Source organism: Streptomyces sp. NPDC002793 (assembly GCF_040295485.1).
Lineage (GTDB): Bacteria > Actinomycetota > Actinomycetes > Streptomycetales > Streptomycetaceae > Streptomyces.
In genome coordinates this window covers 128,203-150,781 of the sequence record NZ_JBEOVL010000011.1, presented here as the reverse complement: position 1 = coordinate 150,781, position 22,579 = coordinate 128,203, and the positions used below count along the sequence as shown (strand labels likewise).

21 protein-coding genes and 1 pseudogene are annotated in these 22,579 nt (G+C 70.6%); 12 read left to right on the top strand and 10 right to left on the bottom strand.

The window, feature by feature from the left end:
* Positions 1-39 precede the first annotated feature (39 nt).
* Complete coding sequence (gabT, locus tag ABT001_RS13615; RefSeq protein ID WP_351276267.1) at positions 40-1,380, top strand: 4-aminobutyrate--2-oxoglutarate transaminase; 1,341 nt, start codon at positions 40-42, stop codon at positions 1,378-1,380.
* A 127-nt stretch (positions 1,381-1,507) separates the two neighbouring features.
* Complete coding sequence (locus ABT001_RS13610; protein WP_351276265.1) at positions 1,508-2,305, top strand: phosphatase PAP2 family protein; 798 nt, start codon at positions 1,508-1,510, stop codon at positions 2,303-2,305.
* A 29-nt stretch (positions 2,306-2,334) separates the two neighbouring features.
* Here ABT001_RS13610 and ABT001_RS13605 read toward each other — a convergent pair whose 3' ends face one another.
* The 7 genes from ABT001_RS13605 to ABT001_RS13575 all read right to left on the bottom strand — a co-directional run bounded on the left by ABT001_RS13605 (position 2,335) and on the right by ABT001_RS13575 (position 10,100).
* The gene (locus ABT001_RS13605) at positions 2,335-2,793 is read right to left on the bottom strand and encodes a hypothetical protein (RefSeq protein ID WP_351276263.1); all 459 of its coding nucleotides are present in this window, start codon (positions 2,791-2,793) and stop codon (positions 2,335-2,337) included.
* 125 nt (positions 2,794-2,918) lie between these two features.
* On the bottom strand, positions 2,919-4,334 hold the full coding sequence (locus tag ABT001_RS13600) for an NAD(P)/FAD-dependent oxidoreductase (RefSeq protein WP_351276261.1): 1,416 nt from the start codon (positions 4,332-4,334) through the stop codon (positions 2,919-2,921).
* A 21-nt stretch (positions 4,335-4,355) separates the two neighbouring features.
* Positions 4,356-5,159, bottom strand: a complete 804-nt coding sequence (locus ABT001_RS13595) for an ABC transporter permease (RefSeq protein ID WP_351276259.1) — start codon at positions 5,157-5,159, stop codon at positions 4,356-4,358.
* A complete protein-coding gene (locus tag ABT001_RS13590; protein WP_351276257.1) occupies positions 5,159-6,082 on the bottom strand; it encodes an ABC transporter permease in 924 nt (307 codons plus the stop codon). Before ABT001_RS13590 ends, ABT001_RS13595 begins: the two co-directional genes overlap by 1 nt.
* Positions 6,079-7,239, bottom strand: a complete 1,161-nt coding sequence (locus ABT001_RS13585; RefSeq protein ID WP_351276255.1) for an ABC transporter ATP-binding protein — start codon at positions 7,237-7,239, stop codon at positions 6,079-6,081. Before ABT001_RS13585 ends, ABT001_RS13590 begins: the two co-directional genes overlap by 4 nt.
* A gap of 50 nt (positions 7,240-7,289) precedes the next feature.
* Positions 7,290-8,537, bottom strand: coding sequence for a polyamine ABC transporter substrate-binding protein (locus ABT001_RS13580; RefSeq protein ID WP_351276253.1), 1,248 nt, complete (start codon positions 8,535-8,537; stop codon positions 7,290-7,292).
* Positions 8,538-8,585: 48 nt separating this feature from the next.
* Positions 8,586-10,100, bottom strand: coding sequence for a gamma-aminobutyraldehyde dehydrogenase (locus tag ABT001_RS13575; protein WP_351276251.1), 1,515 nt, complete (start codon positions 10,098-10,100; stop codon positions 8,586-8,588).
* A gap of 217 nt (positions 10,101-10,317) precedes the next feature.
* Here ABT001_RS13575 and ybiA point away from each other — a divergent pair, with 217 nt between their 5' ends.
* The gene (gene ybiA / locus ABT001_RS13570) at positions 10,318-10,857 is read left to right on the top strand and encodes a riboflavin biosynthesis intermediates N-glycosidase (RefSeq protein ID WP_351276385.1); all 540 of its coding nucleotides are present in this window, start codon (positions 10,318-10,320) and stop codon (positions 10,855-10,857) included.
* A gap of 67 nt (positions 10,858-10,924) precedes the next feature.
* Here the strand turns inward: ybiA and ABT001_RS13565 are convergent, their stop codons facing one another.
* The gene (locus tag ABT001_RS13565; RefSeq protein ID WP_351276249.1) at positions 10,925-11,647 is read right to left on the bottom strand and encodes a DUF4190 domain-containing protein; all 723 of its coding nucleotides are present in this window, start codon (positions 11,645-11,647) and stop codon (positions 10,925-10,927) included.
* A gap of 118 nt (positions 11,648-11,765) precedes the next feature.
* On the opposite strand from ABT001_RS13565, the gene ABT001_RS13560 reads away from it, so the two are divergent.
* The 5 genes and pseudogenes from ABT001_RS13560 to ABT001_RS13540 all read left to right on the top strand — a co-directional run bounded on the left by ABT001_RS13560 (position 11,766) and on the right by ABT001_RS13540 (position 16,199).
* Complete coding sequence (locus ABT001_RS13560) at positions 11,766-12,800, top strand: adenosine deaminase (protein ID WP_351276247.1); 1,035 nt, start codon at positions 11,766-11,768, stop codon at positions 12,798-12,800.
* A gap of 22 nt (positions 12,801-12,822) precedes the next feature.
* The gene (locus ABT001_RS13555) at positions 12,823-13,527 is read left to right on the top strand and encodes a glycerophosphodiester phosphodiesterase (RefSeq protein WP_351276245.1); all 705 of its coding nucleotides are present in this window, start codon (positions 12,823-12,825) and stop codon (positions 13,525-13,527) included.
* Positions 13,528-13,578: 51 nt separating this feature from the next.
* The gene (locus ABT001_RS13550) at positions 13,579-14,388 is read left to right on the top strand and encodes an SAM-dependent methyltransferase (protein ID WP_351276243.1); all 810 of its coding nucleotides are present in this window, start codon (positions 13,579-13,581) and stop codon (positions 14,386-14,388) included.
* 182 nt (positions 14,389-14,570) lie between these two features.
* Positions 14,571-14,924 (top strand): annotated as a pseudogene (locus ABT001_RS13545) (response regulator transcription factor); the annotation flags it as partial.
* A gap of 75 nt (positions 14,925-14,999) precedes the next feature.
* The gene (locus ABT001_RS13540) at positions 15,000-16,199 is read left to right on the top strand and encodes a serine hydrolase domain-containing protein (RefSeq protein ID WP_351276241.1); all 1,200 of its coding nucleotides are present in this window, start codon (positions 15,000-15,002) and stop codon (positions 16,197-16,199) included.
* 3 nt (positions 16,200-16,202) lie between these two features.
* Here the strand turns inward: ABT001_RS13540 and ABT001_RS13535 are convergent, their stop codons facing one another.
* On the bottom strand, positions 16,203-16,709 hold the full coding sequence (locus ABT001_RS13535) for a hypothetical protein (RefSeq protein WP_351276239.1): 507 nt from the start codon (positions 16,707-16,709) through the stop codon (positions 16,203-16,205).
* 261 nt (positions 16,710-16,970) lie between these two features.
* Positions 16,971-18,410, bottom strand: coding sequence for a gamma-aminobutyraldehyde dehydrogenase (locus ABT001_RS13530; RefSeq protein ID WP_351276237.1), 1,440 nt, complete (start codon positions 18,408-18,410; stop codon positions 16,971-16,973).
* A 177-nt stretch (positions 18,411-18,587) separates the two neighbouring features.
* On the opposite strand from ABT001_RS13530, the gene ABT001_RS13525 reads away from it, so the two are divergent.
* The 4 genes from ABT001_RS13525 to ABT001_RS13510 all read left to right on the top strand — a co-directional run bounded on the left by ABT001_RS13525 (position 18,588) and on the right by ABT001_RS13510 (position 22,553).
* Positions 18,588-19,079 (top strand): Lrp/AsnC family transcriptional regulator, encoded by a 492-nt coding sequence (locus ABT001_RS13525; protein WP_187281839.1) that lies wholly within the window; start codon positions 18,588-18,590, stop codon positions 19,077-19,079.
* Complete coding sequence (locus ABT001_RS13520; RefSeq protein WP_351276235.1) at positions 19,064-20,443, top strand: aspartate aminotransferase family protein; 1,380 nt, start codon at positions 19,064-19,066, stop codon at positions 20,441-20,443. The genes ABT001_RS13525 and ABT001_RS13520 overlap by 16 nt, the downstream gene beginning before the upstream one ends.
* A gap of 227 nt (positions 20,444-20,670) precedes the next feature.
* On the top strand, positions 20,671-21,408 hold the full coding sequence (locus ABT001_RS13515; RefSeq protein ID WP_351276233.1) for an ABC transporter ATP-binding protein: 738 nt from the start codon (positions 20,671-20,673) through the stop codon (positions 21,406-21,408).
* Positions 21,390-22,553, top strand: a complete 1,164-nt coding sequence (locus ABT001_RS13510) for a hypothetical protein (protein ID WP_351276231.1) — start codon at positions 21,390-21,392, stop codon at positions 22,551-22,553. The genes ABT001_RS13515 and ABT001_RS13510 overlap by 19 nt, the downstream gene beginning before the upstream one ends.
* The last annotated feature ends 26 nt before the right edge of the window (positions 22,554-22,579 follow it).

The following is a 22,579-nucleotide window of genomic DNA, read 5'->3' as shown; positions in this document are numbered from 1 at the left end:
CAGGGACAGAAGCGTCCGGAACACCCCGAGGAGCCCCTCATGTCCGACATCCCGCAGGAGCGCCGCCTCGTCACCGCCATCCCCGGCCCGAAGTCGGCGGAGCTGCAGGCCCGCCGTCTCGCGGCGGTCGCCGCAGGCGTGGGCTCCACCCTGCCGGTCTTCACCGCGCGGGCGGGCGGCGGAATCATCGAGGACGTGGACGGCAACCGGCTGATCGACTTCGGTTCCGGTATCGCCGTGACCTCGGTGGGCGCCTCCGCCGAGGCCGTCGTACGCCGCGCGTCGGCGCAGCTCGCCGACTTCACGCACACCTGTTTCATGGTCACGCCGTACGAGGGATACGTCGAGGTCTGCGAGCAGCTCGCCGAGCTGACGCCGGGTGACCACGCCAAGAAGTCGGCGCTGTTCAACTCGGGTGCCGAGGCCGTCGAGAACGCGGTGAAGATCGCCCGCGCCTGGACCAAGCGCACCGCGGTCGTCGTCTTCGACCACGGCTACCACGGCCGGACGAACCTCACGATGGCGCTGACGGCGAAGAACATGCCGTACAAGCAGGGCTTCGGTCCGTTCGCGCCCGAGGTGTACCGCGTGCCGGTGGCGTACGGCTACCGCTGGCCGACCGGCGCGGAGAACGCCGGTGCCGAGGCGTCCGCGCAGGCCATCGACGAGATCACCAAGCAGATCGGCGCGGACAACGTCGCCGCGATCATCATCGAGCCGGTGCTCGGCGAGGGCGGCTTCATCGAGCCGGCCAAGGGCTTCCTGCCGGCGATCGCGCGGTTCGCCGAGGACAACGGCATCGTCTTCGTCGCGGACGAGATCCAGTCGGGCTTCTGCCGCACCGGCCAGTGGTTCGCCTGCGAGGACGAGGGCATCGTGCCCGACCTGATCACCACGGCCAAGGGCATCGCGGGCGGCCTCCCGCTCTCCGCGGTCACCGGCCGCGCCGAGATCATGGACGCGGCCCACGCCGGCGGCCTCGGGGGGACGTACGGCGGGAACCCGGTGGCCTGCGCGGGCGCGCTCGGCGCCATCGAGACGATGCGCGAGCTGGACCTGAACGGCAAGGCCAGGCGCATCGAGGAGGTCATGAAGGGCCGCCTCGCCGAGATGCGGGCGAAGCTCCCGAACGGCGACATCATCGGGGACATCCGAGGCCGGGGCGCCATGATCGCGATCGAGCTGGTGAAGTCCGGCACGAAGGACCCCGACGCCGCCGCAGCGGCGGCGCTCGCCAAGGCCTGCCACGCCGAGGGGCTGCTGGTCCTGACCTGCGGCACCTACGGCAACGTCCTGCGCTTCCTGCCGCCGCTCGTCATCGGTGAGGACCTGCTGAACGAGGGCCTGGACATCATCGAGCAGGCGTTCGCACAGCTCTGACGGGTGCGAAGACCCGTGCGAACCACCCCGGTGCGGGTGGAGGCGTGTGAAGAAGGTGTGCGGGGGCGATGGCGGGATACCGTTGTCACTTCCGGCGCCTCCCTCCCCTGACGTACGGTTTTCCCAGATGAGAGAAACACCCCGCCCGCAGGGGACTGCGGGTGATGCCGGGCCGGGGCTCCCCCAGCGCCGTCCCGGCCGTGCCATCGCGCACACCGCTGGAGCCTCGGGCTCCGGGACTCCTCACCGATCGGATGGCCGCTCGTCCCACACCCCCCGGGACACGCGGCAAACCGATCCGACCGGCCACCTCGGAACAATCCCCCCTGTTCCCCGGTGGCCGGTTCTTCTCGTTTCCGTCGCCGGAGCGCTCCTGGCGCTGCTCCTCGTGATCACCTGGCAGGTGCTGGCCGACGGCCCGCTGCTGAATCCCGACGAACGGCTCGGCCTGGAGCTGGCGGGACGCGGTCCCGCCCCGCTCGCGGAGCTCTTCGCCGATCTCGGCAACACGCAGGTCGCCCTTCCGGTGCTGGCGTGCGCCGTGGTCGTCGCCTGGTTCCGGCGAGCCCGGCGCACGGCGGTGTACGCCGCGCTGACCATGGCGGCCGTTCCGGCGCTCGTCGTCCCGCTCAAGCTCTGGACGGACCGTCAGGGGCCGCTGACCGACGCGACGGGCTACTACCCCTCGGGGCACACGACCACGGCGATGGTGGCGTACGGGGCCGCGGCGCTGCTGCTGGCCCCGTATCCGAAGCGATCGTGGGTGACGCCTGTTGCCGCCGTCGTGCTGACGGCGGCGACGAGCGTCGGTCTGGTGCTGCGCGGCTACCACTGGCCGCTGGACGTGGTGGCCGGCTGGTGCGTCGGCGGGGTGCTTCTGCTCGCGCTGCGGGCGGGCACCAGGAGCGGCCGGCCGCCGGAGTAGTGGCCGGGGGCGGCGGGGGCCGGGCCGTCTCACCCCCCGCCCCGCGCACCCCGGGCAGCCGCGGCCTCGTGCAGGGCCAGCTCCAGGAGGGCCTCGTCGGTGAGCGTGCCCGAGCCGTCCGGCGGGATCAGCCAGCGCACCCCGCCCACGGTGCTGCCCGGCCGGGGGACGACGATCCAGGTCCCCTCCCCGACCCCGCGGATGCCGGTGCCGACCCAGCGGGCCGCCGTACCCGGGGCCACGAAGAAGCCCATCCGGGACTCCCCGAAGTCCGCGAGAACGGGCCCCGGCCTGTCGAGGAGCCGGGTGAGCACGTCGAGCGTCGGGTACGCGAGCTCCCCCGGGACGAGCAGCACGTCCCAGCGCTTCCCGGCGGGAAGCAGCGCCATCCCCTGGGGGTCGCGCCGCCATTCCCTCCGGCAGGCAACCGGATCCGATGCCACCGATGCGAGCCATACGACCGCGGCTTCCGCCCCCGTGCCGGTCATGGACTTCCTCCCTCTCCGTGTGGGCACCGGCAGGGACCTGCCGGTGCGTTCACAGGAGAGAGAGGACCCGGACCGGATCATGACGCGGGTTCGGCCACCGACCGCAGGTGAGCTGGGTCACGGGCTCAGCTGTCGAAGCCGAGCCCCAGCCGGTCCATGGACCGCAGCCACAGATCGCGGTGTCCGCCATGGCTGTCGGCCCGGGCGAGGGACCTCTTGGTGAGCTCGATCCCGGCCCACGCGAACGGCTCGGGCGGGAAGGGCATCGGCTTGGAGCGGACCATGGCGAGCGAGGTCCGCTCGGTCTCCCGGCCCGACAGCAGGTCGAGCATGACCTCGGCGCCGAAGCGCGTGGCTCCGACACCCAGGCCGGTGTATCCGGCGGCGTACGCGACCCGGCCGCGACGGGCCGTACCGAAGAACGCGGAGAATCGGGAGCACGTGTCGATCGCCCCGCCCCAGGCATGGCTGAAGCGCACGCCGGACAGCTGGGGGAAGCACGCGAAGAACTGTCCGGCGAGCTTCAGGAAGGTCTCCGGCCGCTGGTCCAGCGAGGGATCCAGCCGGCCGCCGTAGGGGTAGACGGCGTCGTACCCGCCCCACAGGATCCGGTTGTCGGCGGAGAGACGGAAGTAGTGGAACTGGTTGGCGCTGTCCCCCAGCCCCTGGCGGCCGTGCCAGCCGACCGAGGCGAGCTGATCCGCGCTCAGGGGCTCCGTCATCAGCGCGTAGTCGTACACCGGGACCGTGTACGGGCGCACCCGTCTCACCAGCGACGGGAAGACGTTCGTGCCGAGGGCGACGTCCCGGGCGAACACCCTGCCGTACGGGGTGCGCACCGCCACCCCGGTCCCCGAGCGGGCGATCTCCAGGCCGGGGGTGTGCTCGTGGACCCGCACACCGAGACCGAGGCACGCGGCCTTGAGCCCCCAGGCGAGCTTCGCCGGATGCAGCATGGCGACGCCACTCCGGTCCAGCAGACCGCCCAGGAAGGTCGGTGAGTCGACATGGGAACGCACCTGCTCCCGGTCCAGGAACTCGAGGCCGCCCAGTCCGAGCTCCTCGGTCCTGCGGTGCCACTCCCGCAGCTCGTCGAGCTGGTGGGGCTGGGTGGCGACATCGATCTCGCCGGTGCGCTCGAAGTCGCAGTCGAGGGAGTAGCGGGCCACGGCCGCCTCGATGGCGTCGAGGTTCCGCGCGCCCAGTTCCTCCAGCGTCCCGATCTCGTCAGGCCAGCGCTCCAGACCGTTGGCCAGGCCGTGGGTCAGCGAGGCCGCGCAGAATCCGCCGTTGCGGCCCGAGGCGGCCCAGCCCACCTCCTGGCCCTCGATCAGGACGACATCGCGCCCGGGGTCCCGTTCCTTGGCGAGCAGCGCGGTCCACAGCCCGCTGTAGCCGCCGCCGACGACGAGCAGGTCGCACCGTACGTCGCCGGTGAGTGCGGGAAGGGCGGCGGGCCTTCCCGGGTCGTCGAGCCAGTACGCCAGGGGACGGGCGTCGGAGAGTGAGTGTGCGGCCGTGCGCATGGCGTCCGGGGCCATGGTTCCCAACTCCTTCGAGTGCTACTTTCCCGCGTTGCTCCTGCGCCGGTTCGCGACGAGCCGGCCGGCGAGGACCACCGCCACGGCGAGGACGAACATGGCGGTACCGATGACGTTGATCTGCACAGGCGTTCCACGCTGCGCCGAGCCCCAGACGAACATGGGGAAGGTCACGGTGGAGCCCGCGTTGAAGTTGGTGATGATGAAGTCGTCGAAGGAGAGCGCGAAAGCGAGCAGCGCGCCCGCGGCGATCCCCGGAGCGGCGATCGGGAGGGTCACCCGCAGGAACGTCTGCACGGGTCCCGCGTACAGGTCGCGGGCGGCCTCCTCCAGCCTCGGGTCCATCGACATCACGCGTGCCTTGACGGCTGTCACCACGAAGCTGAGACAGAACATGATGTGGGCGATCAGCACGGTCCAGAAGCCCAGTCGGGCGCCCATGTTGAGGAAGAGCGTGAGCAGCGAGGCGGCCATGACGACCTCGGGCATCGCCATCGGCAGGAAGATGAGCGAGTTGACCGCGCCGCGCGCCCGGAAGCGGTAGCGGACCAGCGCGAAGGCGATCATCGTGCCGAGCACGGTCGCGCCGAGGGTCGCCCAGAAGGCGATGCGCAGGGAGATCGAGAGCGATCCGCACAGGTCGGCGACGCCGCAGGGGTCCTTCCAGGCGTCCAGGGAGAACTCCTGCCAGGCGTAGTTGAAGCGTCCCCTCGGCCGGTTGAAGGAGAAGACCATGACGACGACGTTGGGCAGGACCATGTAGGCGAGGGTCAGCAGACCCGCGATCACGACCAGGTTCCGGCGGAGCAGACGGAGCAGGGGCATCAGACCAGGTCCTCCGTCCCGGAGCGGCGGATGTGGACGGTGACCACGAACAGGACGACCGCCATGAGGATGAACGAGAGCGCGGCGGCCGTCGGGTAGTCCAGGACCCGCAGGAACTGGCTCTGGATGACGCTGCCGACCATCTTGGTGTCGGTGGAGCCGAGGAGTTCGGCGTTGACGTAGTCGCCGCTGGCCGGGATGAACGTCAGCAGGGTGCCGGAGACGACCCCGGGCATGGAGAGCGGCAGCGTCACCTTGCGGAAGGTGGTGGCGGGGGTGGCGTACAGATCGCCCGCGGCCTCGTGCAGCCGGCCGTCGATCCGTTCCAGCGAGGTGTAGAGCGGCAGGATCATGAACGGCAGGAAGTTGTACGTCAGACCGCAGACGACTGCCATGGGGGTGGCCAGGACCCGGTTGTTCTCGGTCCAGCCGAGCCAGGCGGTGACGTCCAGGACGTGCAGGGTGTCCAGCATGCCGACGACCGCGCCGCCGTCCGCGAGGATCGTCTTCCAGGCCAGCGTGCGGATCAGGAAGCTGGTGAAGAACGGCGCGACGACCAGCACGAGCACCAGGTTGCGCCAGCGGCCCGCCTTGAAGGCGATCAAATAGGCGAGCGGGTAGCCGAGCAGCAGGCACAGGAGCGTGGCGGTGCCCGCGTAGAGGAGCGACCGGACGAACTGCGGGTAGTAGTCGGCGAGGGCGTCCCAGTACGTCCGGAAGTGCCAGGTGACCTCGAAGCCCTTCTCCAGGGACCCTGTCTGCACGGAGGTCGACGCCTGGTAGACCATCGGCAGCGCGAAGAAGACGAGCAGCCACAGGATGCCGGGGAGCAGCAGCCAGTAGGGGACGAGACGCCTACGGGTGGACGGCGTGCGGACCTCGGCCTTCGCGGGGGGCGCCGGTGGCGCCTCGGTGACGCTCACGCCGCTTCCTCCACGCCGTCCGCGTCGGCGGCACCGGCGTTGATGGACTGGGCCGCGTCGAGCCCGAAGGTGTGCTCGGGGTTCCAGTGGAGGACGACCTCCGCACCGGGGACCAGGCGGCTGTCGCGCTCGATGTTCTGCTCGTAGACCTGGAGCGCCGTGCCGGCCGGGCTCTCGACGACGTACTGCGTGGAGACGCCGATGAAGCTGGAGTCGGTGATGCGGCCGGTGACCCGGTTGCGGCCGTCGGGTATCGCGGCGGTGTCGTCGGTGTGGGTGAGGGTGATCTTCTCGGGACGGACACCCACGAGCAGCTTCCCCCCGCTCGCCGCAGGGGACGCGCAGCGCCCGCCGGGCAGCCTGAGCGTTCCTCCTCCGGCCGAGACGACGACGTCCGCCCCGCCGGAGACGATCTCGCCCTCGATGAGGTTGGAGGTGCCGAGGAAGTTCGCGACGAAGGTGGTCCGGGGGTTCTCGTACAGCTCGGCGGGTGCACCGAGCTGTTCGACCCGGCCGCCGTTCATCACCGCGACGGTGTCGGCCATGGTCATGGCCTCCTCCTGGTCGTGGGTGACGTGGATGAACGTGATGCCGACCTCGGTCTGGATCCGCTTGAGTTCGAGCTGCATCCGGCGGCGCAGTTTGAGGTCGAGGGCGCCGAGCGGCTCGTCGAGGAGGAGGACCTGGGGGTGGTTGATGAGCGCCCGGGCCACGGCGACGCGTTGCTGCTGGCCGCCGGAGAGCCGGTGCGGCTTGCGGTGGGCGAAGTCGCCGAGCTGGACGAGCTCCAGCATCTCGCCGACCTGCTTCTTCACGGACTTGATGCCGCGGCGACGCAGCCCGAAGGCGATGTTCTCGCTGACGTCGAGGTGCGGGAAGAGCGCGTAGCTCTGGAAGACGGTGTTGACGGGCCGCTTGTGCGGGGGCAGGCCGGTGATGTCGCGGCCGCCGAGCGAGACCGTGCCGGTGGTGGCGTCCTCCAGCCCCGCGATCATGCGCAGGGTGGTGGTCTTGCCGCAGCCGGACGCGCCGAGCAGGGCGAAGAACGAGCCCTGCGGGACGGTGAGGTCGAGGGGGCGGACTGCGGTGAAGGAGCCGTAGGTCTTGCTGAGCCCGGTGAGACGGACGTCGCCGCCCGCTGTCTGCTGTTGTGTCATGGGTCGCGGTCCCAGTGGTGTCGGAGGAGTTCGGGAAGGGGACGGGCCGGTCAGGCCCCGATGAGATCGGCGAACTTCTCCTCGTACGCCGTCTCCTCCGCGGAGCTGAGGGAGCGGAAGGCGTGCGACTTCGCGGCCATCGCCTTGTCGGGGAGGATCAGCGTGTTGGACGCCATCGACGGGTCGATCTTCGCGAGCTCACCGGCGACGCCGTCCACCGGGCAGACGTAGTTGATGTAGGCGGCGAGCTGGGCGGCGACCGGAAGCTCGTAGTAGTGGTCCATGAGCTTCTCGGCGTTGGTCTTGTGCCGGGCCCCGGCCGGGATCAGCATGTTGTCGCTCGACGTGATGTAACCGGCGGACGGGATGGAGAACTTGATCGCCGGGTTGTCCGCCTGGAGCTGGATGATGTCCCCCGCCCAGGCCACACAGGCCGCGATGTCGCCCTTGCTCAGGTCCGCGGTGTAGTCGTTGCCCGTGAACCGGCGTATCTGCTTCCTGTCGACGCCCTTCCGCATCCGGCCGATGGCGGCGTCGTAGTCGGCGTCCGTGAACGACGCCGGGTCCTTCCCCATGTCGAGGAGCGTCATGCCGACCGAGTCGCGCATCTCCGACAGGAACGAGACCTTCCCCTTGAGACGGGGGTCGTCGAGCAGCTGGGTGACGGAGTCGACCTTCCGGCCTCCGGTCGCCTTCTCGTTGTAGGCGATGACGGTGGGGATGCCGGTCCACGGATAGGAGTGGGCGCGCCCCGGGTCCCAGTCGGGCGTACGGAACTGGGCCGACAGGTTCGCGAAGGCGTGCGGGAGGTTCGCGTGGTCGAGCTTCTGCGCCCAGCCGAGCCGGATGATGCGCGCGGCCAGCCAGTCCGTGACGATGATCAGGTCACGGCCGGTGTCCTGGCCCGCGGCCAGCTGCGGTTTGATCTTCCCGAAGAACTCGACGTTGTCGTTGATGTCCTCGGTGTACTTGACCTCGATCCCGGTGCGTTTCGTGAACGCCTCCAGGGTCGGACGGCTCTTCTCGTCCTCGCCGACGTCCATGTACTCGGTCCAGTTGGAGAAGTTGATCTGCTTCTCCGCCGCCGAGTGGTCGTCGGAGGCCGGGGCCTCCCCTTCGCGTCCGGCGGGCGGGATGCCGCACGCGGTCAGCGCCCCGAGGCCGCCGAGCGCGAGGGCCGCCGTGCCCGACGCCCGGAGTAGGGAGCGGCGGGTGAGGGCTCCCCTGCCGTGGGTGAGGCTGCGCCTCATGGCTGCCAGCTGCGGCGCGGAGAGGCGCCCGGGCTCGTGCTGCTCCATACGCGTGTGCCCTTCCGGGTGGGTGGGGCCGCCGGCCGGCGGCCGCTGCTATCGGTCCCCGAAGACGGTGCGGTGCCAGTCCTTGCGTGCCACCGCGGTGTTGTCGTACATGACGTGCTTGACCTGCGTGTACTCCTCGAAGGAGTAGGACGACATGTCCTTGCCGAAGCCGCTGGCCCCGTACCCGCCGTGCGGCATCTCGCTGATGATGGGGATGTGGTCGTTGATCCACACGCAGCCCGCCCTGAGTTCACGGGTGGCGCGGTTGGCCCGGTACAGACCGGTGCTCCAGGCGGAGGCGGCCAGTCCGTACGGGGTGTCGTTGGCGAGGCGGATTCCCTCGTCGTCGGTGTCGAAGGGCAGGACGACCAGGACGGGGCCGAAGATCTCCGAGGTGACGACCTCGCTGTCCTGGGCGGCGCCCGTGATCAGGGTCGGCCGGTAGTAGGCCCCGTCGGTGAGTGCGCCTCCGGGTGCCTCGCCGCCGGTGACGACGGTGGCGTAGGCGCGGGCCCGTTCGACGAAGCCGGCGACGCGGTCTCGCTGCTGATGGCTGATCAGCGGGCCGAGGTCGGTCGACGGGTCGAAGGGGTCGCCCAGCCGCACCCTGTCCATCAGGTCGGCGACCCGGCTCACGAACGCGTCGTGGAGGGGGCGCTGGACGTAGGCGCGGGTCGCGGCCGTGCAGTCCTGGCCGGTGTTGATGAGGGAGGCGGCGACCGCCCCCTGGACCGCGGCGTCGAGGTCGGCGTCGTCGAAGACCAGGAAGGGCGCCTTGCCGCCGAGTTCCAGGTGCAGCCGCTTGACTGTGGAGGCGGCGAGCGCGGCGACCCGTTTGCCGACGGCGGTGGATCCGGTGAAGGAGGTCATCACGACGTCGGGGTGGCTCACGAGGTGTTCACCCGCGTCCCGGCCGGCACCGGAGACGATGTTGATCACGCCGTCGGGGAGGCCGGCCTCCGTGGCCGCCTGCGCGAACATCAGCGAGGTCAGGGGTGTGATCTCGGCGGGCTTCAGCACGATGGTGTTGCCCGCGGCGACGGCCGGGAGGATCTTCCAGGCCGCCATCTGGAGCGGGTAGTTCCAGGGCGCGATCGAGCCGATGACCCCGAGTGCCTCGCGGCGTACGTAGGAGGTGTGGTCGCCGCTGTACTCGGCGGCCGACCTCCCCTCCAGGTGGCGGGCGGCGCCGGCGAAGAACGCGGTGTTGTCGACCGTGCCGGGCACGTCGAACTCGGTGGAGAGCTTGACGGGCTTGCCGCACTGCAGCGATTCGGCGTGGGCGAGGTCCTCGGCCTGCCCGGCGAGTACGACGGCGAAGCGGTGCAGCGCCTCCGACCGCTCGGCCGGGGTGAGCCCCGACCAGCCGGGGAACGCCTCACGGGCGGCGGCCACGGCGGCGTCGACGTCGTCGGCGCCCGCCAGTTCGTAACGCAGTACCGATTTTCCGGTGGCGGGGTCGATCACGTCCTGGTGGCGTCCCGATGTGCCGGGCCGCAGTCGTCCGCCGATGTACTGCGCACCGCCGGCGAAGCGGTCCTGCACCTGGAAGCCGTTGCCCATGACGCTCTCCTCCGCTGCCCCGTGACCAGCACCGGCGTAGCTCCTCGTCGAATTGAGTGCCGATCCTGACAGAGGGACCCTCCACCAACAAGTGATTCCGTTGTTTCCTTTTGGTTACGCGACGGAATCTGTCGACGATGTGTCCTGCACATGCGGAAAACCCTCGACCGGTTGTCAGTGGCGGATGCCAGACTCGGCAGGCATGGAACAGGAACACATGGGCGGTCTCCTGGCGCGCACGGCCCGCGGGGAGAACGTGAAGTACCTGCCGTTCTGGGGGCATCGGCCCCGCCCGGACGGCAGGCTGGGGGAGAGCTGCCTCAGCCAGTGGTGGCCGGCGCCCTTCACGGTCGATTCGGTGACCTACGCCTCGGCGGAGCACTGGATGATGGCCGGCAAGGCGCGGCTCTTCGGGGACGCGGAGGCGGAGGCCCGGGCCGTGGCGGCGAGCAGCCCGGCGGCGGCGAAGAAGGTCGGCCGACTGGTCGAGGGCTTCGACGACGCCGTGTGGGAGCGGGAGCGGTTCGCTCTGGTCGCCGCGGGCAGCGTGCACAAGTTCGGGCAGGACCCGGCGCTCCGCGCGTACCTGCTGGGCACCGGCGATCGGGTGCTCGTCGAGGCGAGCCCCATGGACCGTATATGGGGCATCGGCCTCGCCAAGGACGATCCGCGCACCGCGGACCCGGCGTCCTGGCGGGGGCTGAATCTGCTGGGCTTCGCCCTCATGGAGGCGCGGGCGAGGCTGCGCGCGGGGTGAACACCGCCTGTGGCCGGGCCCGGGACCTGCGCCCCGGGCCCGGCCACAGGCGGCCGTTCACCGTCCGTCAGCGCGTGGCTCCGACGACCAGCGACGTGGCGTAGGGGTCTACGTAGTCGTACTCGGAGCCACTGCCCGACTCGTCGTTGGCGACGGCCCAGATCAGGAATCCCAGGAAGACCGCGCTGATGAAGATCGAGATCGACCCGAGGATGATCCCGGCGAGTGCCATGCCCCCGTTGGTCGCCTCACCGCGCTTGGCGCGGCCCCGGCCGATGATGCCGAAGATCAGGGCGAGGATGCCCAGGATGACGCCGAGCCCCCACATGCAGAAGCCCGCCACCGCGATGATGCCGAGGACCATCGCCGCGGTACCCAGCCCGTTCGCGGGGGCGGGGCCCCAGGGCTGCTGGCCGCCGCCGTAACCGGGGTAGCCCGGGTAGCCGTACGAGGCCGAAGGGGCGGCGGGAGCGGCCGGGTAGCCGTACGCCGCCGAGGGCGCGGCGGGGTAGCCGTAAGGGCCGGGCTCCCCAGGCCCGTTCGGCCCGACCGGCGGCGACGGCACCGGGGGCTGCTGCGGGGACTGCTGCGGACCGAACGACCCCGCAGGCCCGGGTATGGGCCCGGTGCCCGAGTCGGCACCCGGCATCGAGGTGACCGTGGGCTGGTTGTGCACAGCGGGCGGGACCGCGTCCGCGGGCTGCTTGCCGAGCTCGACCCTGTTGTCCGGCGGAGCCCACGGATTGCGCGGCGCGCCCTCGCCCCCGGGCTGCTGTGTGTTGTCTGACATGGGCCTCCCCCATCGTGGTCCCGCCATGCTACGGCCCGGCCCCCGGCCTCAGGGCCCCGCCTACGATGATCGGTGCAGCCGGGGCATCCGGCCGAGAACATCGATCCGGGAGTATCCGATGAACGATCTGCACCCCTTCATCGCGGGGCTGCCCAAGGCCGAGCTCCATGTCCATCACGTGGGGTCGGCCTCGCCCCGCATCGTGGCCGAACTGGCCGCCCACCACCCCGACTCCAAGGTCCCCACGGACCCGGAGGCGCTGGCGGACTTCTTCACCTTCACCGACTTCGGGCACTTCATCGACATCTATCTGTCGGTCGTGGATCTGATCCGCACCCCCGAGGACGTCCGGCTGCTGACCTTCGAGATCGCCCGGGACATGGCGCGGCAGAACATCCGGTACGCGGAGCTGACCGTCACGCCCTTCAGTTCCACCCGCCGGGGGATCCCGGAGCAGGGCTTCATGGAGGCCATCGAGGACGCCCGGAAGGCCGCCGAGGCCGAGCTGGGTGTCGTCCTGCGCTGGTGCTTCGACATCCCGGGCGAGGCCGGACTCGAATCCGCCGAGGAGACCACGCGGCTCGCGGTCGACCTGCGGCCCGAGGGCCTCGTCTCCTTCGGTCTCGGCGGGCCCGAGATCGGCGTGGACCGTCCGCAGTTCAAGCCGTACTTCGACCGCGCGATCGCCGCGGGGCTGCACTCCGTCCCGCACGCCGGGGAGACCACGGGGCCGCAGACCGTCTGGGACGCGCTGACCGCGCTGCGCGCGGAGCGCATCGGCCACGGCACGAGCTCCACCCAGGACCCGAAGCTGCTGGCCCACCTCGCCGAGCACCGCATCGCCCTGGAGGTCTGCCCCACGTCGAACATCGCCACCGGGGCGGTCGCGGACCTCGACCGGCATCCGCTGAGGGAGATGGTGGAGGCGGGCGTACTCGTCACGGTCAACAGCGACGACCCGCCCATGTTCGGCACGGACCTCAACAACGAGTACGGGGTGGCGGCCCGGCTGCTCGGCCTGGACGAGCGCGGACTGGCCGATCTGGCGAAGAACGCCGTGGAGGCCTCGTTCCTGGACCCGGCCGGCAAGCGGGCGCTGGCCGCCGAGATCGACACGTACACGACGAACTGGCTGGGGGCTCCCGGCCGGTGACCCCGACGGTCACAATGGCCTCATGACCACCACCGTCACCGCCGTGGCCCACCGCGGCGATCCTTACCGTGCCCGCGAGAACACGCTCCCCTCGATCCGGTCCGCCGTGGAGCAGGGGGCGGACGCGGTCGAGATCGATGTCCGCGTCACCCGGGACAGAGTGCCCGTCCTGCTCCACGACTCCACGCTGGAACGCCTGTGGGGCCACGACATCCGCCTCGACCGGCTGGGCGAGCGGGAGTTGACGGAGTCGACCGGCGGCGGGGTGCCGACCCTGCGTGAGGCGCTGTCCGCCGCCGGAGACCGCCGGATCATGGTCGACCTGCCCGGCGCGACCGACGCGTCCGTACGGGAGATCGTCGGTGTGGTGCGGGAGTGCGGGGCGCGGGAGCGGGTGTACTACTGCGCGGACACGCACGCGATGCTGAAGGTGCGCGCGGCCGATCCGTCGGCCGAGATCGCGCTGACCTGGACGACACTCGCCCCGCCCCGCCCCGTACTGCTCGACGCGGTGCGACCGCGCTGGCTGAACTACCGTTTCGGGCTGCTGAGCCGTGAGGTGGCCGACCGGGTCCACTCCGACGGGCTGCTGGTCTCCGCCTGGACGGTGGACACCCGTCGCACGATGCGCCGGCTGCTCGCGTACGGCGTCGACTCGATCACCAGCAACCGGATCGACACGCTCCGGTCCCAGTTGGCCAACTCCCGTTCCCTTAGCACCTCTTGATCGGTCCGGCATCATGGGCTGTCCGTACCGTCCGTGATCCCAGGAGCAGACGTGCCCGAGCCCGGCCGCCCCCGTACCGCACCCTCCAGAGTCCGCGCCGACATCGCCCACAACGCCCGGGTGTGGAACCACTGGCTGGGCGGCCGCGACCACTACCCCGTCGACCGCGTGGTGGGTGACCGGGTCACCGGCCTGTATCCGAGCATCGGCGAAGTGGCCCGTGCCGACCGGGCGTTCCTGGGACGGGCGGTGCGCCATCTGGCCGGTGACGCGGGTATCGGCCAGTTCCTGGACATCGGGACCGGCCTTCCGACCGCGGACAACACCCACGAGGTCGCCCAGCACACCGCGCCCGACGCACGTGTCGTCTACGTCGACAACGACCCGATCGTGCTGGCGCACGCGCGCTCCCTGCTCACCAGCTCGCCCGAGGGCGCCACCGAGTACATCGAGGCGGACGCCAGGGACCCGGAGCGGATCCTGCGTGCGGCGGGACGGACCCTGGACCTCGGGCGCCCGGTCGCGGTGATGATGCTGGGCATACTCAACTTCGTCCTGGACACCGACGAGGCACGGGGCATCGTGACGACGCTGATGGACGCCCTGCCGTCCGGCAGCCATCTGGTGCTCACCCATCCCACGCTGGAACTGGGCGGCGAGGGCAACGAGGCCGCGATGCGCTTCTGGAACGAGAACGCCACCCCGCCGATCACCGCCCGCGGTCGGTTCGAGTTCGCCTCGTTCCTCGACGGCCTGGACATCCTGGAACCGGGCATCGTGTCGTGTTCCCGCTGGCGGGCGGGTTCCTCGGGGCGGACTCCGGAGGTCGCCCAGTTCGGTGCGGTGGGCCGGAAACCCTGATGCGGAGTCCCCTCGCACGAAGACCGGGCGCGCGATGGTTCCCGCGTGGGGTGTGGGCCACCGACATCGGCATCGCGCTGCTGGTGCAGGCCGCGATGACCATGCCGTTCGTGGTGCCCCGCTCGGCCGAACTGCCGCCGGCCACCTGGGCGGCGTACGGGCTGACGACGCTGACCGTGCTCCCGCTGGTGGCCCGTCGGCTCATCGCCGAGTACACCCCGCGTCCCGCCGCGTCCCGTTCCGTGGTGGAGGCGGCCGGACTGGACGTGCTCACCACCCGGGAGCGGGAGACCCTGCTGCACCTGGCCCGGGGGCTCTCCAACGCGGAGATCGCGGCGGCGCTCGTGCTCAGCGAGCACACGGTGAAGACCCATGTGGGCAACGTCCTGTCCGAGCTGGGCCTGCGGGACCGCATCCAGGCGGTCATCCGCGCGTACGAAACGGGGCTCGTCACTCCCTCGCCCGAGGGAGGCACCACCGCGTCCTCCCCCGTGCAGGGGAGGAGAACTCCCCCGCACGACCCCTCGCTCGGGTGATCCGCAGGAGCCTCCGGATCAACAGGATGGAGCCATCGAGCAGTTACGGACTTCACCCGCCTCCCGGAGGCCCTGATGAACGCACGCACCCGCACACTCCTCGCAGCGGCACTGGTCCTCGGTGTCTCGGCGGGCCCCGCCGCTCCGAACGCCCTCGCACACGTCACCGCCGCGACGGCGCAGGGGCACACACACGCCGTTCCCGAGGCCGATGCCGCAGCACTGGAAGCGGCGATCGCCGGGCTGCCCGCCGCCGACGACGCCACGGCCGCGCTCGTACGGGTCGGCGGCACAGACGGCGGATGGCACGGCAGCTCAGGCGTGCACGACCTGGTCTCGAACCGCCCCGCTGATCCGGCAGGACGCTTCCGGGCCGGCTCGGTCACCAAGGTCTTCACCGCCGCCACGGCTCTGCAGCTGGCCGGCGAGCGGAAGCTGGACCTCGACCGGACCGCCAGGCACTACCTCCCGGATCTGATCCCTGCGGCGTACGGGACGGTCACCGTCCGGCAGCTGCTCGATCACACCAGCGGGATACCGGCCGCGCGACTGCCCGGCGACACCTTGGAGGAGCGGTACGCCCGCCGTTTCGACCTGCACTCACCGCGCGCGATGGCCGCCACGGCCCTGGCCATGGACCCGGAGTTCACCCCCGGTCACAGCCAGCACTACCTCAACATCAACTACACGCTGCTGGGGCTGCTGATAGAGAAGGTGACCGGCGACTCGTACGCCGGCCAGGTGAGCGAGCGCATCCTGCGCCCACTGGGCCTGCGCTCCACGTCGTTCCCCGGTACCGATCCGGGAATCCGGGGACCGCACAACCACGGTTATCAGCTCTTCGACACCCCGGGCGGTGGGGTGGAGTTGCGGGATGTGACGGTGTGGGGCGTGACCGACAGCTGGGCCGCCGGCGACATCGTCTCGACCACGGACGACCTGGAGCGCTTCACCCGGGCGCTGTTCGCCGGGAAGATCGTGCGCGGACCGCTGCTGGAGGAGATGTTCACGCTACCCGACGCCTCGGTGCGTACGTATCCGACGGGTGAGCCCGCCCAGTACAGCGCGGGGCTGAGTGTGCTGACCCTGGGCGGGCGTGAGGTGTGGGGCAAGACGGGCGGCCGCTGGGGTTACAACACGGCGGTGGCGGCCACCCGCGACCTGTCCAGGACGTTGGTGTACAGCGTCAATTCGACCGACGCGAAGGGAGAGGACATGAACGCCACGGCGATGGACATCGTGGTGGCGGCCTTCGGGGCCCCGTCGGCCGGGTGAGCGTCACGCCGTCGCTGTTGCCGCCTCCAGGCGCTTGATCATGCGGCGGACCACGAGCAGCGGGATGATCCCGAAGACACCGAAGGACATGTCGATGACCGACCACCAGAAGGGGATGTCCCGGATCGGCCCGCAGATCAGCGCGAGGGGGATGATCCCGGCGCAGGCGATCATGCCGAACTCGATCACCCAGATGTTGCGGACCGGGTCACGGTAGGGGCCGTAGAAGGCGACCGCGATGACGAGGTGGGCGAAGGCCAGCCAGTCGGTGCCGTACAGGACGAAGGGGTAGTTCGCGTCGGCCTCGTCGAGGCCGGTCCGGACCCGGGTGATCCAGTCCGTCAGGGCCGGGAGGTGCTCGGGGAAGGGAGAGGCGTCGGACCTCAACAGGTCCTCGGCCCAGCGGAGTTCGGTGACCAGCGGGAAGGCGGTGAGCCCGCTCAGCACCAGACAGACGATGAAGACGACCAACCACACGCGTATGCGCCGCAAGAGGGCTCGCTCGCTCATGGCCGCAGCGTACGCCCGCCATGAACGCGTTCAAAAACTGGGGGGCGCCTGTGGTTCGGCCTCCTGGTCCGGAAGCCACGGGCCCGGCTCGCGACCGCGACGTGCGCGCCCGCACGAATGCGATCCACCGGCGGACGCACGACATCTTCGGCTGCGCGCCTCGACGAAGGGGACGGTTGCTGGGACTGGGACGGGGACGGCCCACGCCTTAACGGCCCCGGGCGGGAGCCCGGGGCCGTTCACGCGCGCGCGTTCGCTCAGTCAGTCGTCGAGCGAGGTCATCACGTGCTTGATGCGGGTGTAGTCCTCGAAGCCGTACGCGGAGAGGTCCTTGCCGTAGCCGGACTTCTTGAACCCGCCGTGCGGCATCTCGGCGACGAGCGGGATGTGGGTGTTGATCCACACACAGCCGAAGTCGAGCTTCTTGGACATCCGCATGGCGCGGGAGTGGTCCTTGGTCCACACCGAGGAGGCCAGGGCGTACTCGACACCGTTGGCGTACTCGACGGCCTGGGCCTCGTCCGTGAAGGACTGGACGGTGATGACGGGGCCGAAGACCTCGTGCTGGACGATCTCGTCGTCCTGCCGGAGGCCGGAGACGACGGTCGGGGCGTAGAAGTAGCCCTTGTCGCCGACCCGGTGACCACCCGCCTCCACCTTGGCGTGCGCGGGGAGCCGCTCGATGAACCCGCTGACCTGTGCCAGCTGGTTGGCGTTGTTGAGCGGGCCGTACAGCACGTCCTCGTCGTCCGGCAGGCCGGTCTTCGTGTCGGCCGCCGCCTTGGCGAGCGCGGTGACGAACTCGTCGTGGATGGACTCGTGGACCATGACGCGGGTCGCGGCCGTGCAGTCCTGGCCGGCGTTGAAGTATCCGGCCTCGGCGATGCCGGCGACGGCCTTGGGGAGGTCGGTGTCCTCGAACACGACGACGGGTGCCTTCCCGCCGAGCTCCAGGTGGACCCGCTTGACGTCCTTGGCGGCGGACTCCGCGACCTGCATGCCGGCCCGTACCGAACCGGTGATGGAGGCCATCGCGGGCGTCGGATGCTCGACCATCGCACGGCCGGTCTCACGGTCGCCGCAGAGGACGTTGAAGACGCCCTTGGGCAGGATCTGCCCGATGATCTCGGCGATCAGCACCGTCGACGCCGGAGTGGTGTCGGACGGCTTGATCACGACGGTGTTGCCCGCGGCGAGCGCCGGGGCGAACTTCCACACGGCCATCATCAGCGGGTAGTTCCACGGGGCGACCTGGGCGCAGACGCCCACGGGCTCGCGGCGGACGATGGAGGTCAGGCCCTCCATGTACTCGCCGGCCGAACGGCCTTCGAGCAGCCGGGCGGCGCCCGCGAAGAAGCGGATCTGGTCCACCGCGGGCGGGATCTCCTCGGTGCGGGTGAGCCCCAGCGGCTTGCCGGTGTTCTCCGACTCGGCCGCGATGAGGTCCTCGGCCCGCTCCTCGAAGGCGTCCGCGATCTTCAGCAGTGCCTTCTGGCGCTCGGCGGGCGTCACGTCGCGCCAGGCGGGGAACGCTGCCGCCGCGGCGGCCATGGCGGCATCGACGTCGGCCTGTCCGGACAGCGGCGAGGTCGCGTAGACCTCTTCCGTCACCGGGTTGACCACATCGATGGTCCGCCCGTCCGCGGCGTCCCGGAACTCTCCGTTGATGTAGTTGCGCAGACGGCGCACCTCGGTGGTCACAACCACCCCTCCTGTCAGCTGTCCGATGGGTGAGACCCCAACACTAGACCGTCGGGTGACGCTTTCGACATACCCACCCGCCGCGAACTTCGGATTCAGTGAGATCTGAGTACGCAAACAACGAATTTCATCGGTCTGGGCTTGCCAGACAGACGAGGCTCGGTGCAGAGTGGAGGCGTGGCCAGTCGCAGCGCAGACTCCAGGACCGGGAACGGATCGTCACCAGCGGTCGATGCCGTCTCCCTCGCAATCATCGAGCAGCTCCAGGAGGACGGGCGCAGGCCGTACGCCGCGATCGGCAAGGCCGTCGGCCTGTCCGAAGCGGCCGTGCGCCAGCGCGTCCAGAAGCTGCTCGACCAGGGCGTGATGCAGATCGTCGCCGTCACGGACCCGCTCACCGTGGGGCTGCGGCGCCAGGCGATGGTCGGGATCAACGTCGAGGGCGACCTCGATCCCGTGGCCGAGGCCCTGTCGGCCATGGCCGAGTGCGAGTACGTGGTGATGACCGCGGGCTCCTTCGACCTCATGGTGGAGATCGTCTGCGAGGACGACGACCACCTGCTGGAGACGATCAACAAACGCATCCGGGCCATTCCCGGTGTGCGCTCCACCGAGAGCTTCGTCTACCTCAAGCTCAAGAAGCAGACCTACATGTGGGGAACCCGATAGCCGTGAGCAAGGACCTCAGCCGAACCGCGTACGACCACCTGTGGATGCACTTCACCCGCATGTCGGACTACGAGAACGCGCCCGTTCCCACCATCGTGCGTGGCGAGGGCACGTACATCTACGACGACAAGGGCAAGCGTTACCTCGACGGCCTCTCCGGCCTGTTCGTGGTCAACGCCGGGCACGGCCGTCACGAGCTCGCCGAGACGGCGTACAAGCAGGCGCAGGAGCTGGCCTTCTTCCCGGTCTGGTCGTACGCCCACCCGAAGGCCGTGGAGCTCGCCGAGCGGCTCGCGGACTACGCCCCGGGCGACCTCAACAAGGTCTTCTTCACCACGGGTGGCGGCGAGGCCGTGGAGACGGCCTGGAAGCTGGCCAAGCAGTACTTCAAGCTCAAGGGCAAGCCGACCAAGTACAAGGTCATCTCGCGTGCGGTCGCCTATCACGGCACCCCGCAGGGCGCCCTCTCGATCACCGGTCTGCCGGCGCTCAAGGCTCCGTTCGAACCGCTGGTGCCCGGCGCGCACAAGGTGCCGAACACCAACATCTACCGCGCCCCGCTCTTCGGTGACGACCCGGAGGCCTTCGGCCGCTGGGCCGCCGACCAGATCGAGCAGGAGATCCTGTTCGAGGGCCCGGACACCGTCGCTGCGGTCTTCCTGGAGCCCGTACAGAACGCCGGCGGCTGCTTCCCGCCCCCGCCGGGCTACTTCCAGCGCGTGCGCGAGATCTGCGACAAGTACGACGTGCTGCTCGTCTCCGACGAGGTCATCTGCGCCTTCGGCCGCCTCGGCACGATGTTCGCCTGCGACAAGTTCGGCTACGTCCCGGACATGATCACCTGCGCCAAGGGCATGACCTCGGGCTACTCCCCCATCGGCGCCTGCATCATCTCCGACCGGCTGGCCGAGCCGTTCTACGAGGGTGACAACACCTTCCTGCACGGCTACACCTTCGGCGGCCACCCGGTCTCCGCCGCGGTCGGTCTCGCCAACCTCGACATCTTCGAGCGCGAGGGCCTGAACCAGCACGTCCTGGACAACGAGAACGCGTTCCTGACGACGCTGCAGAAGCTGCACGACCTGCCGATCGTCGGCGACGTCCGCGGGAACGGCTTCTTCTACGGCATCGAGCTGGTGAAGGACAAGGCCACCAAGGAGACGTTCACCGACGAGGAGACGGAGCGCGTCCTGTACGGCTTCCTCTCCAAGGCACTGTTCGAGAACGGCCTCTACTGCCGGGCCGACGACCGCGGAGACCCGGTCGTCCAGCTCGCGCCGCCGCTGATCTCCGACCAGTCGACCTTCGACGAGATCGAGGGCATCCTGCGCGGTGTCCTGACGGAGGCCTGGACGAAGCTCTGACCGGCTCCGCCGACTGCCGCCGACAGGACTCCTTCCGGCAGTCGTCTCCCCCCGGACCACACGGCCCGGATGCGCCCTTTCGAGTGAGAAGGGGGCATCCGGGCCGCGTACTGTCCCGACACCTCGTTCCGGCTGCCTAGCGTGCCGGGTGACCGATCAGCTCTGTTCTCGTTGTATTCGTTCCCCCCGCGGGGACGGGAAATCTGATCCGAACCGAGGTGTACGCCATGGTGGCCCCGCCCGACAACGAAGTGATCTGGGCACGTTCCCTGCACCACTCCCACAACGGATCGCCGGGGCTCAGCGGCGTCTCGCTCGGTGTCCGCGACGGCGAGATCCTCGCCGTGACCGGTCCCCGCGGTTGCGGGAAGACGACACTGCTGCACTGCCTCTCCGGCCAGCTCGTGGCCCAGCAGGGCGAGGTCTGGTTCAACAGCCTCCCCGTGCACACCATGGGCCCCCGGCTCCGCGAACAGCTCCGCCGGGACAGGTTCGGCTGGATCGCGGCCGAGCCGCAGCTCGTGCCCGAGCTCAGCACCTGGGAGAACGCCGCCCTGCCGCTGCTGCTGCGCGGTGTCTCGCACCGGGCGGCGAAGAAGACGGCCACCGAGTGGCTGGAGCGGCTGGACATCGGCCCGCTGGCCAAGGAGCGGCCCCACACCCTGCTCCAGTCGCAGCGCCAGCGGATCTCCGTGGCCCGCGCGCTGGCCTCTTCACCCTCCGTGATCTTCGCGGACGAGCCGACCGCTTCGCTGCACCACGCCGAGCGGACACAGCTCCTGCGCACCCTCACCACCGCGGCGCGCTCCCACGGGATCACCGTCGTCCTCGCCACCCATGACCCGGAGGTCTCCGCGCTCGCCGACCGGGTGGTCGGCATGCTGGACGGCCGCCGCGTCACGACCGTCTCCCTGCCCGCCGCGTCCGATACGGAAGGCCGCTCGGCGTGCTCGCTCTCCGTCTGACCCGTGGCTCGCACCCCTTGGTCCTGATGCGGCGTCTGCTCCTGGCCGCCGCGTCCGCCGGGGTCGGCTTCCTGCTCCTGTGCACCCTGGGATACGCCTCCGGGCACCCGGCGCACGCGTCGAGCTCCGTCCTGCGGCTGCTGTGGTGCGCCGTCCCCCTCGCCGCGACCGTGCAGTTCGCGGTGGCGGTCGCGCGTACGGATCCGAGCACCCGCCCCCGGCCCGGGCTCTTCGCCGCCGGTCTCGGCCCGGCCCGGCTCTCCGTGCTGGCGGCGATCTCGACTGCGGTGTCCACCACGCTGGGATCGGTGGTGGCGCTGCTCTTCTTCCTCCACCTGCGCGGCGACCTGACCGGCCTGCCGTTCGACGGCGGCGCTGCCGAGTTCCTCGGCGCGGGCACCCCGCTGCCCCTCGCCGCGGCCCTCACGCTGCTGGCCCTGGTACCGCTGGCCTCGGCCACCGCCGGCGGGCTCGCGCTGCGCTCCAGGCCGGTCGCACCGTCGGAGGCCCAGGAGGCCGAGGAGGACCTCGCTCCGGCCCCGGCCCCGACGGGACTGCCCTGGGGAGTCGCGCTCGCCGCGGCCGGACTCGCCGTCGAGGCGTACGCGAGCCGCGGCTCAACGGGCAGCCCCTTCCCGCTGCCGGGCCGGCTGGACTCCACCCCGGCGGCCGTGCTCGCGGGCTGGATCCTCACGGCGATCGGCCTGGCCATGGCGGGCCCCGGCCTCACCCATCTGTGCGGACGGCTGCTCCAGGCGGTGCGCCCGGGGGCCGTGCGGCTGCTCGCGGGCAGGGTCCTGATGGATGAGGCGTGCCGGATCGGCCGCCCGCTGGGAATCGTCTGCGCGGTGCTGTCCGGGGTGATCGCCGCATCCGTTCTCCGCTCCGACGGGCCCCGCCCCTTCGGCCCGCTCACCGCGCTCGGCGCCGTACTCGTCATCGGCTGCACCATGGCGACCCTGCTGACCACCGCGCTGGAGGCCAGGCAGGCCCGTGCCCGCACGGCCAGGACCCTGCTGCGGCTCGGCGCCCCGGCCTCCGCGCTCCGGTCCGCCGCCGCCCTGCGCGCGCTGGTGCTGCTGGTCGTCTTCGCGCCGCTGACCTGGGCGGTCGCGGAGCTGGCGGCACTGCCCCTGACGGGGTGACACCTTCCCCCGGGGCGGTACGTAGC

Coding starts and splice junctions, on each gene's coding strand:
- ABT001_RS13575 (WP_351276251.1), bottom strand. CDS start 10,100: ATGGGCAACGGCTTCCAGGTGCAGGACCGCTTCGCCGGCGGTGCGCAG.
- ABT001_RS13585 (WP_351276255.1), bottom strand. CDS start 7,239: ATGACACAACAGCAGACAGCGGGCGGCGACGTCCGTCTCACCGGGCTC.
- ABT001_RS13515 (WP_351276233.1), top strand. CDS start 20,671: ATGGTGGCCCCGCCCGACAACGAAGTGATCTGGGCACGTTCCCTGCAC.
- ABT001_RS13610 (WP_351276265.1), top strand. CDS start 1,508: ATGAGAGAAACACCCCGCCCGCAGGGGACTGCGGGTGATGCCGGGCCG.
- ABT001_RS13565 (WP_351276249.1), bottom strand. CDS start 11,647: ATGTCAGACAACACACAGCAGCCCGGGGGCGAGGGCGCGCCGCGCAAT.
- gabT (WP_351276267.1), top strand. CDS start 40: ATGTCCGACATCCCGCAGGAGCGCCGCCTCGTCACCGCCATCCCCGGC.
- ABT001_RS13560 (WP_351276247.1), top strand. CDS start 11,766: ATGAACGATCTGCACCCCTTCATCGCGGGGCTGCCCAAGGCCGAGCTC.
- ABT001_RS13600 (WP_351276261.1), bottom strand. CDS start 4,334: ATGGCCCCGGACGCCATGCGCACGGCCGCACACTCACTCTCCGACGCC.
- ABT001_RS13595 (WP_351276259.1), bottom strand. CDS start 5,159: ATGCCCCTGCTCCGTCTGCTCCGCCGGAACCTGGTCGTGATCGCGGGT.
- ABT001_RS13580 (WP_351276253.1), bottom strand. CDS start 8,537: ATGGAGCAGCACGAGCCCGGGCGCCTCTCCGCGCCGCAGCTGGCAGCC.
- ybiA (WP_351276385.1), top strand. CDS start 10,318: ATGGGCGGTCTCCTGGCGCGCACGGCCCGCGGGGAGAACGTGAAGTAC.
- ABT001_RS13555 (WP_351276245.1), top strand. CDS start 12,823: ATGACCACCACCGTCACCGCCGTGGCCCACCGCGGCGATCCTTACCGT.
- ABT001_RS13535 (WP_351276239.1), bottom strand. CDS start 16,709: ATGAGCGAGCGAGCCCTCTTGCGGCGCATACGCGTGTGGTTGGTCGTC.
- ABT001_RS13540 (WP_351276241.1), top strand. CDS start 15,000: ATGAACGCACGCACCCGCACACTCCTCGCAGCGGCACTGGTCCTCGGT.
- ABT001_RS13605 (WP_351276263.1), bottom strand. CDS start 2,793: ATGACCGGCACGGGGGCGGAAGCCGCGGTCGTATGGCTCGCATCGGTG.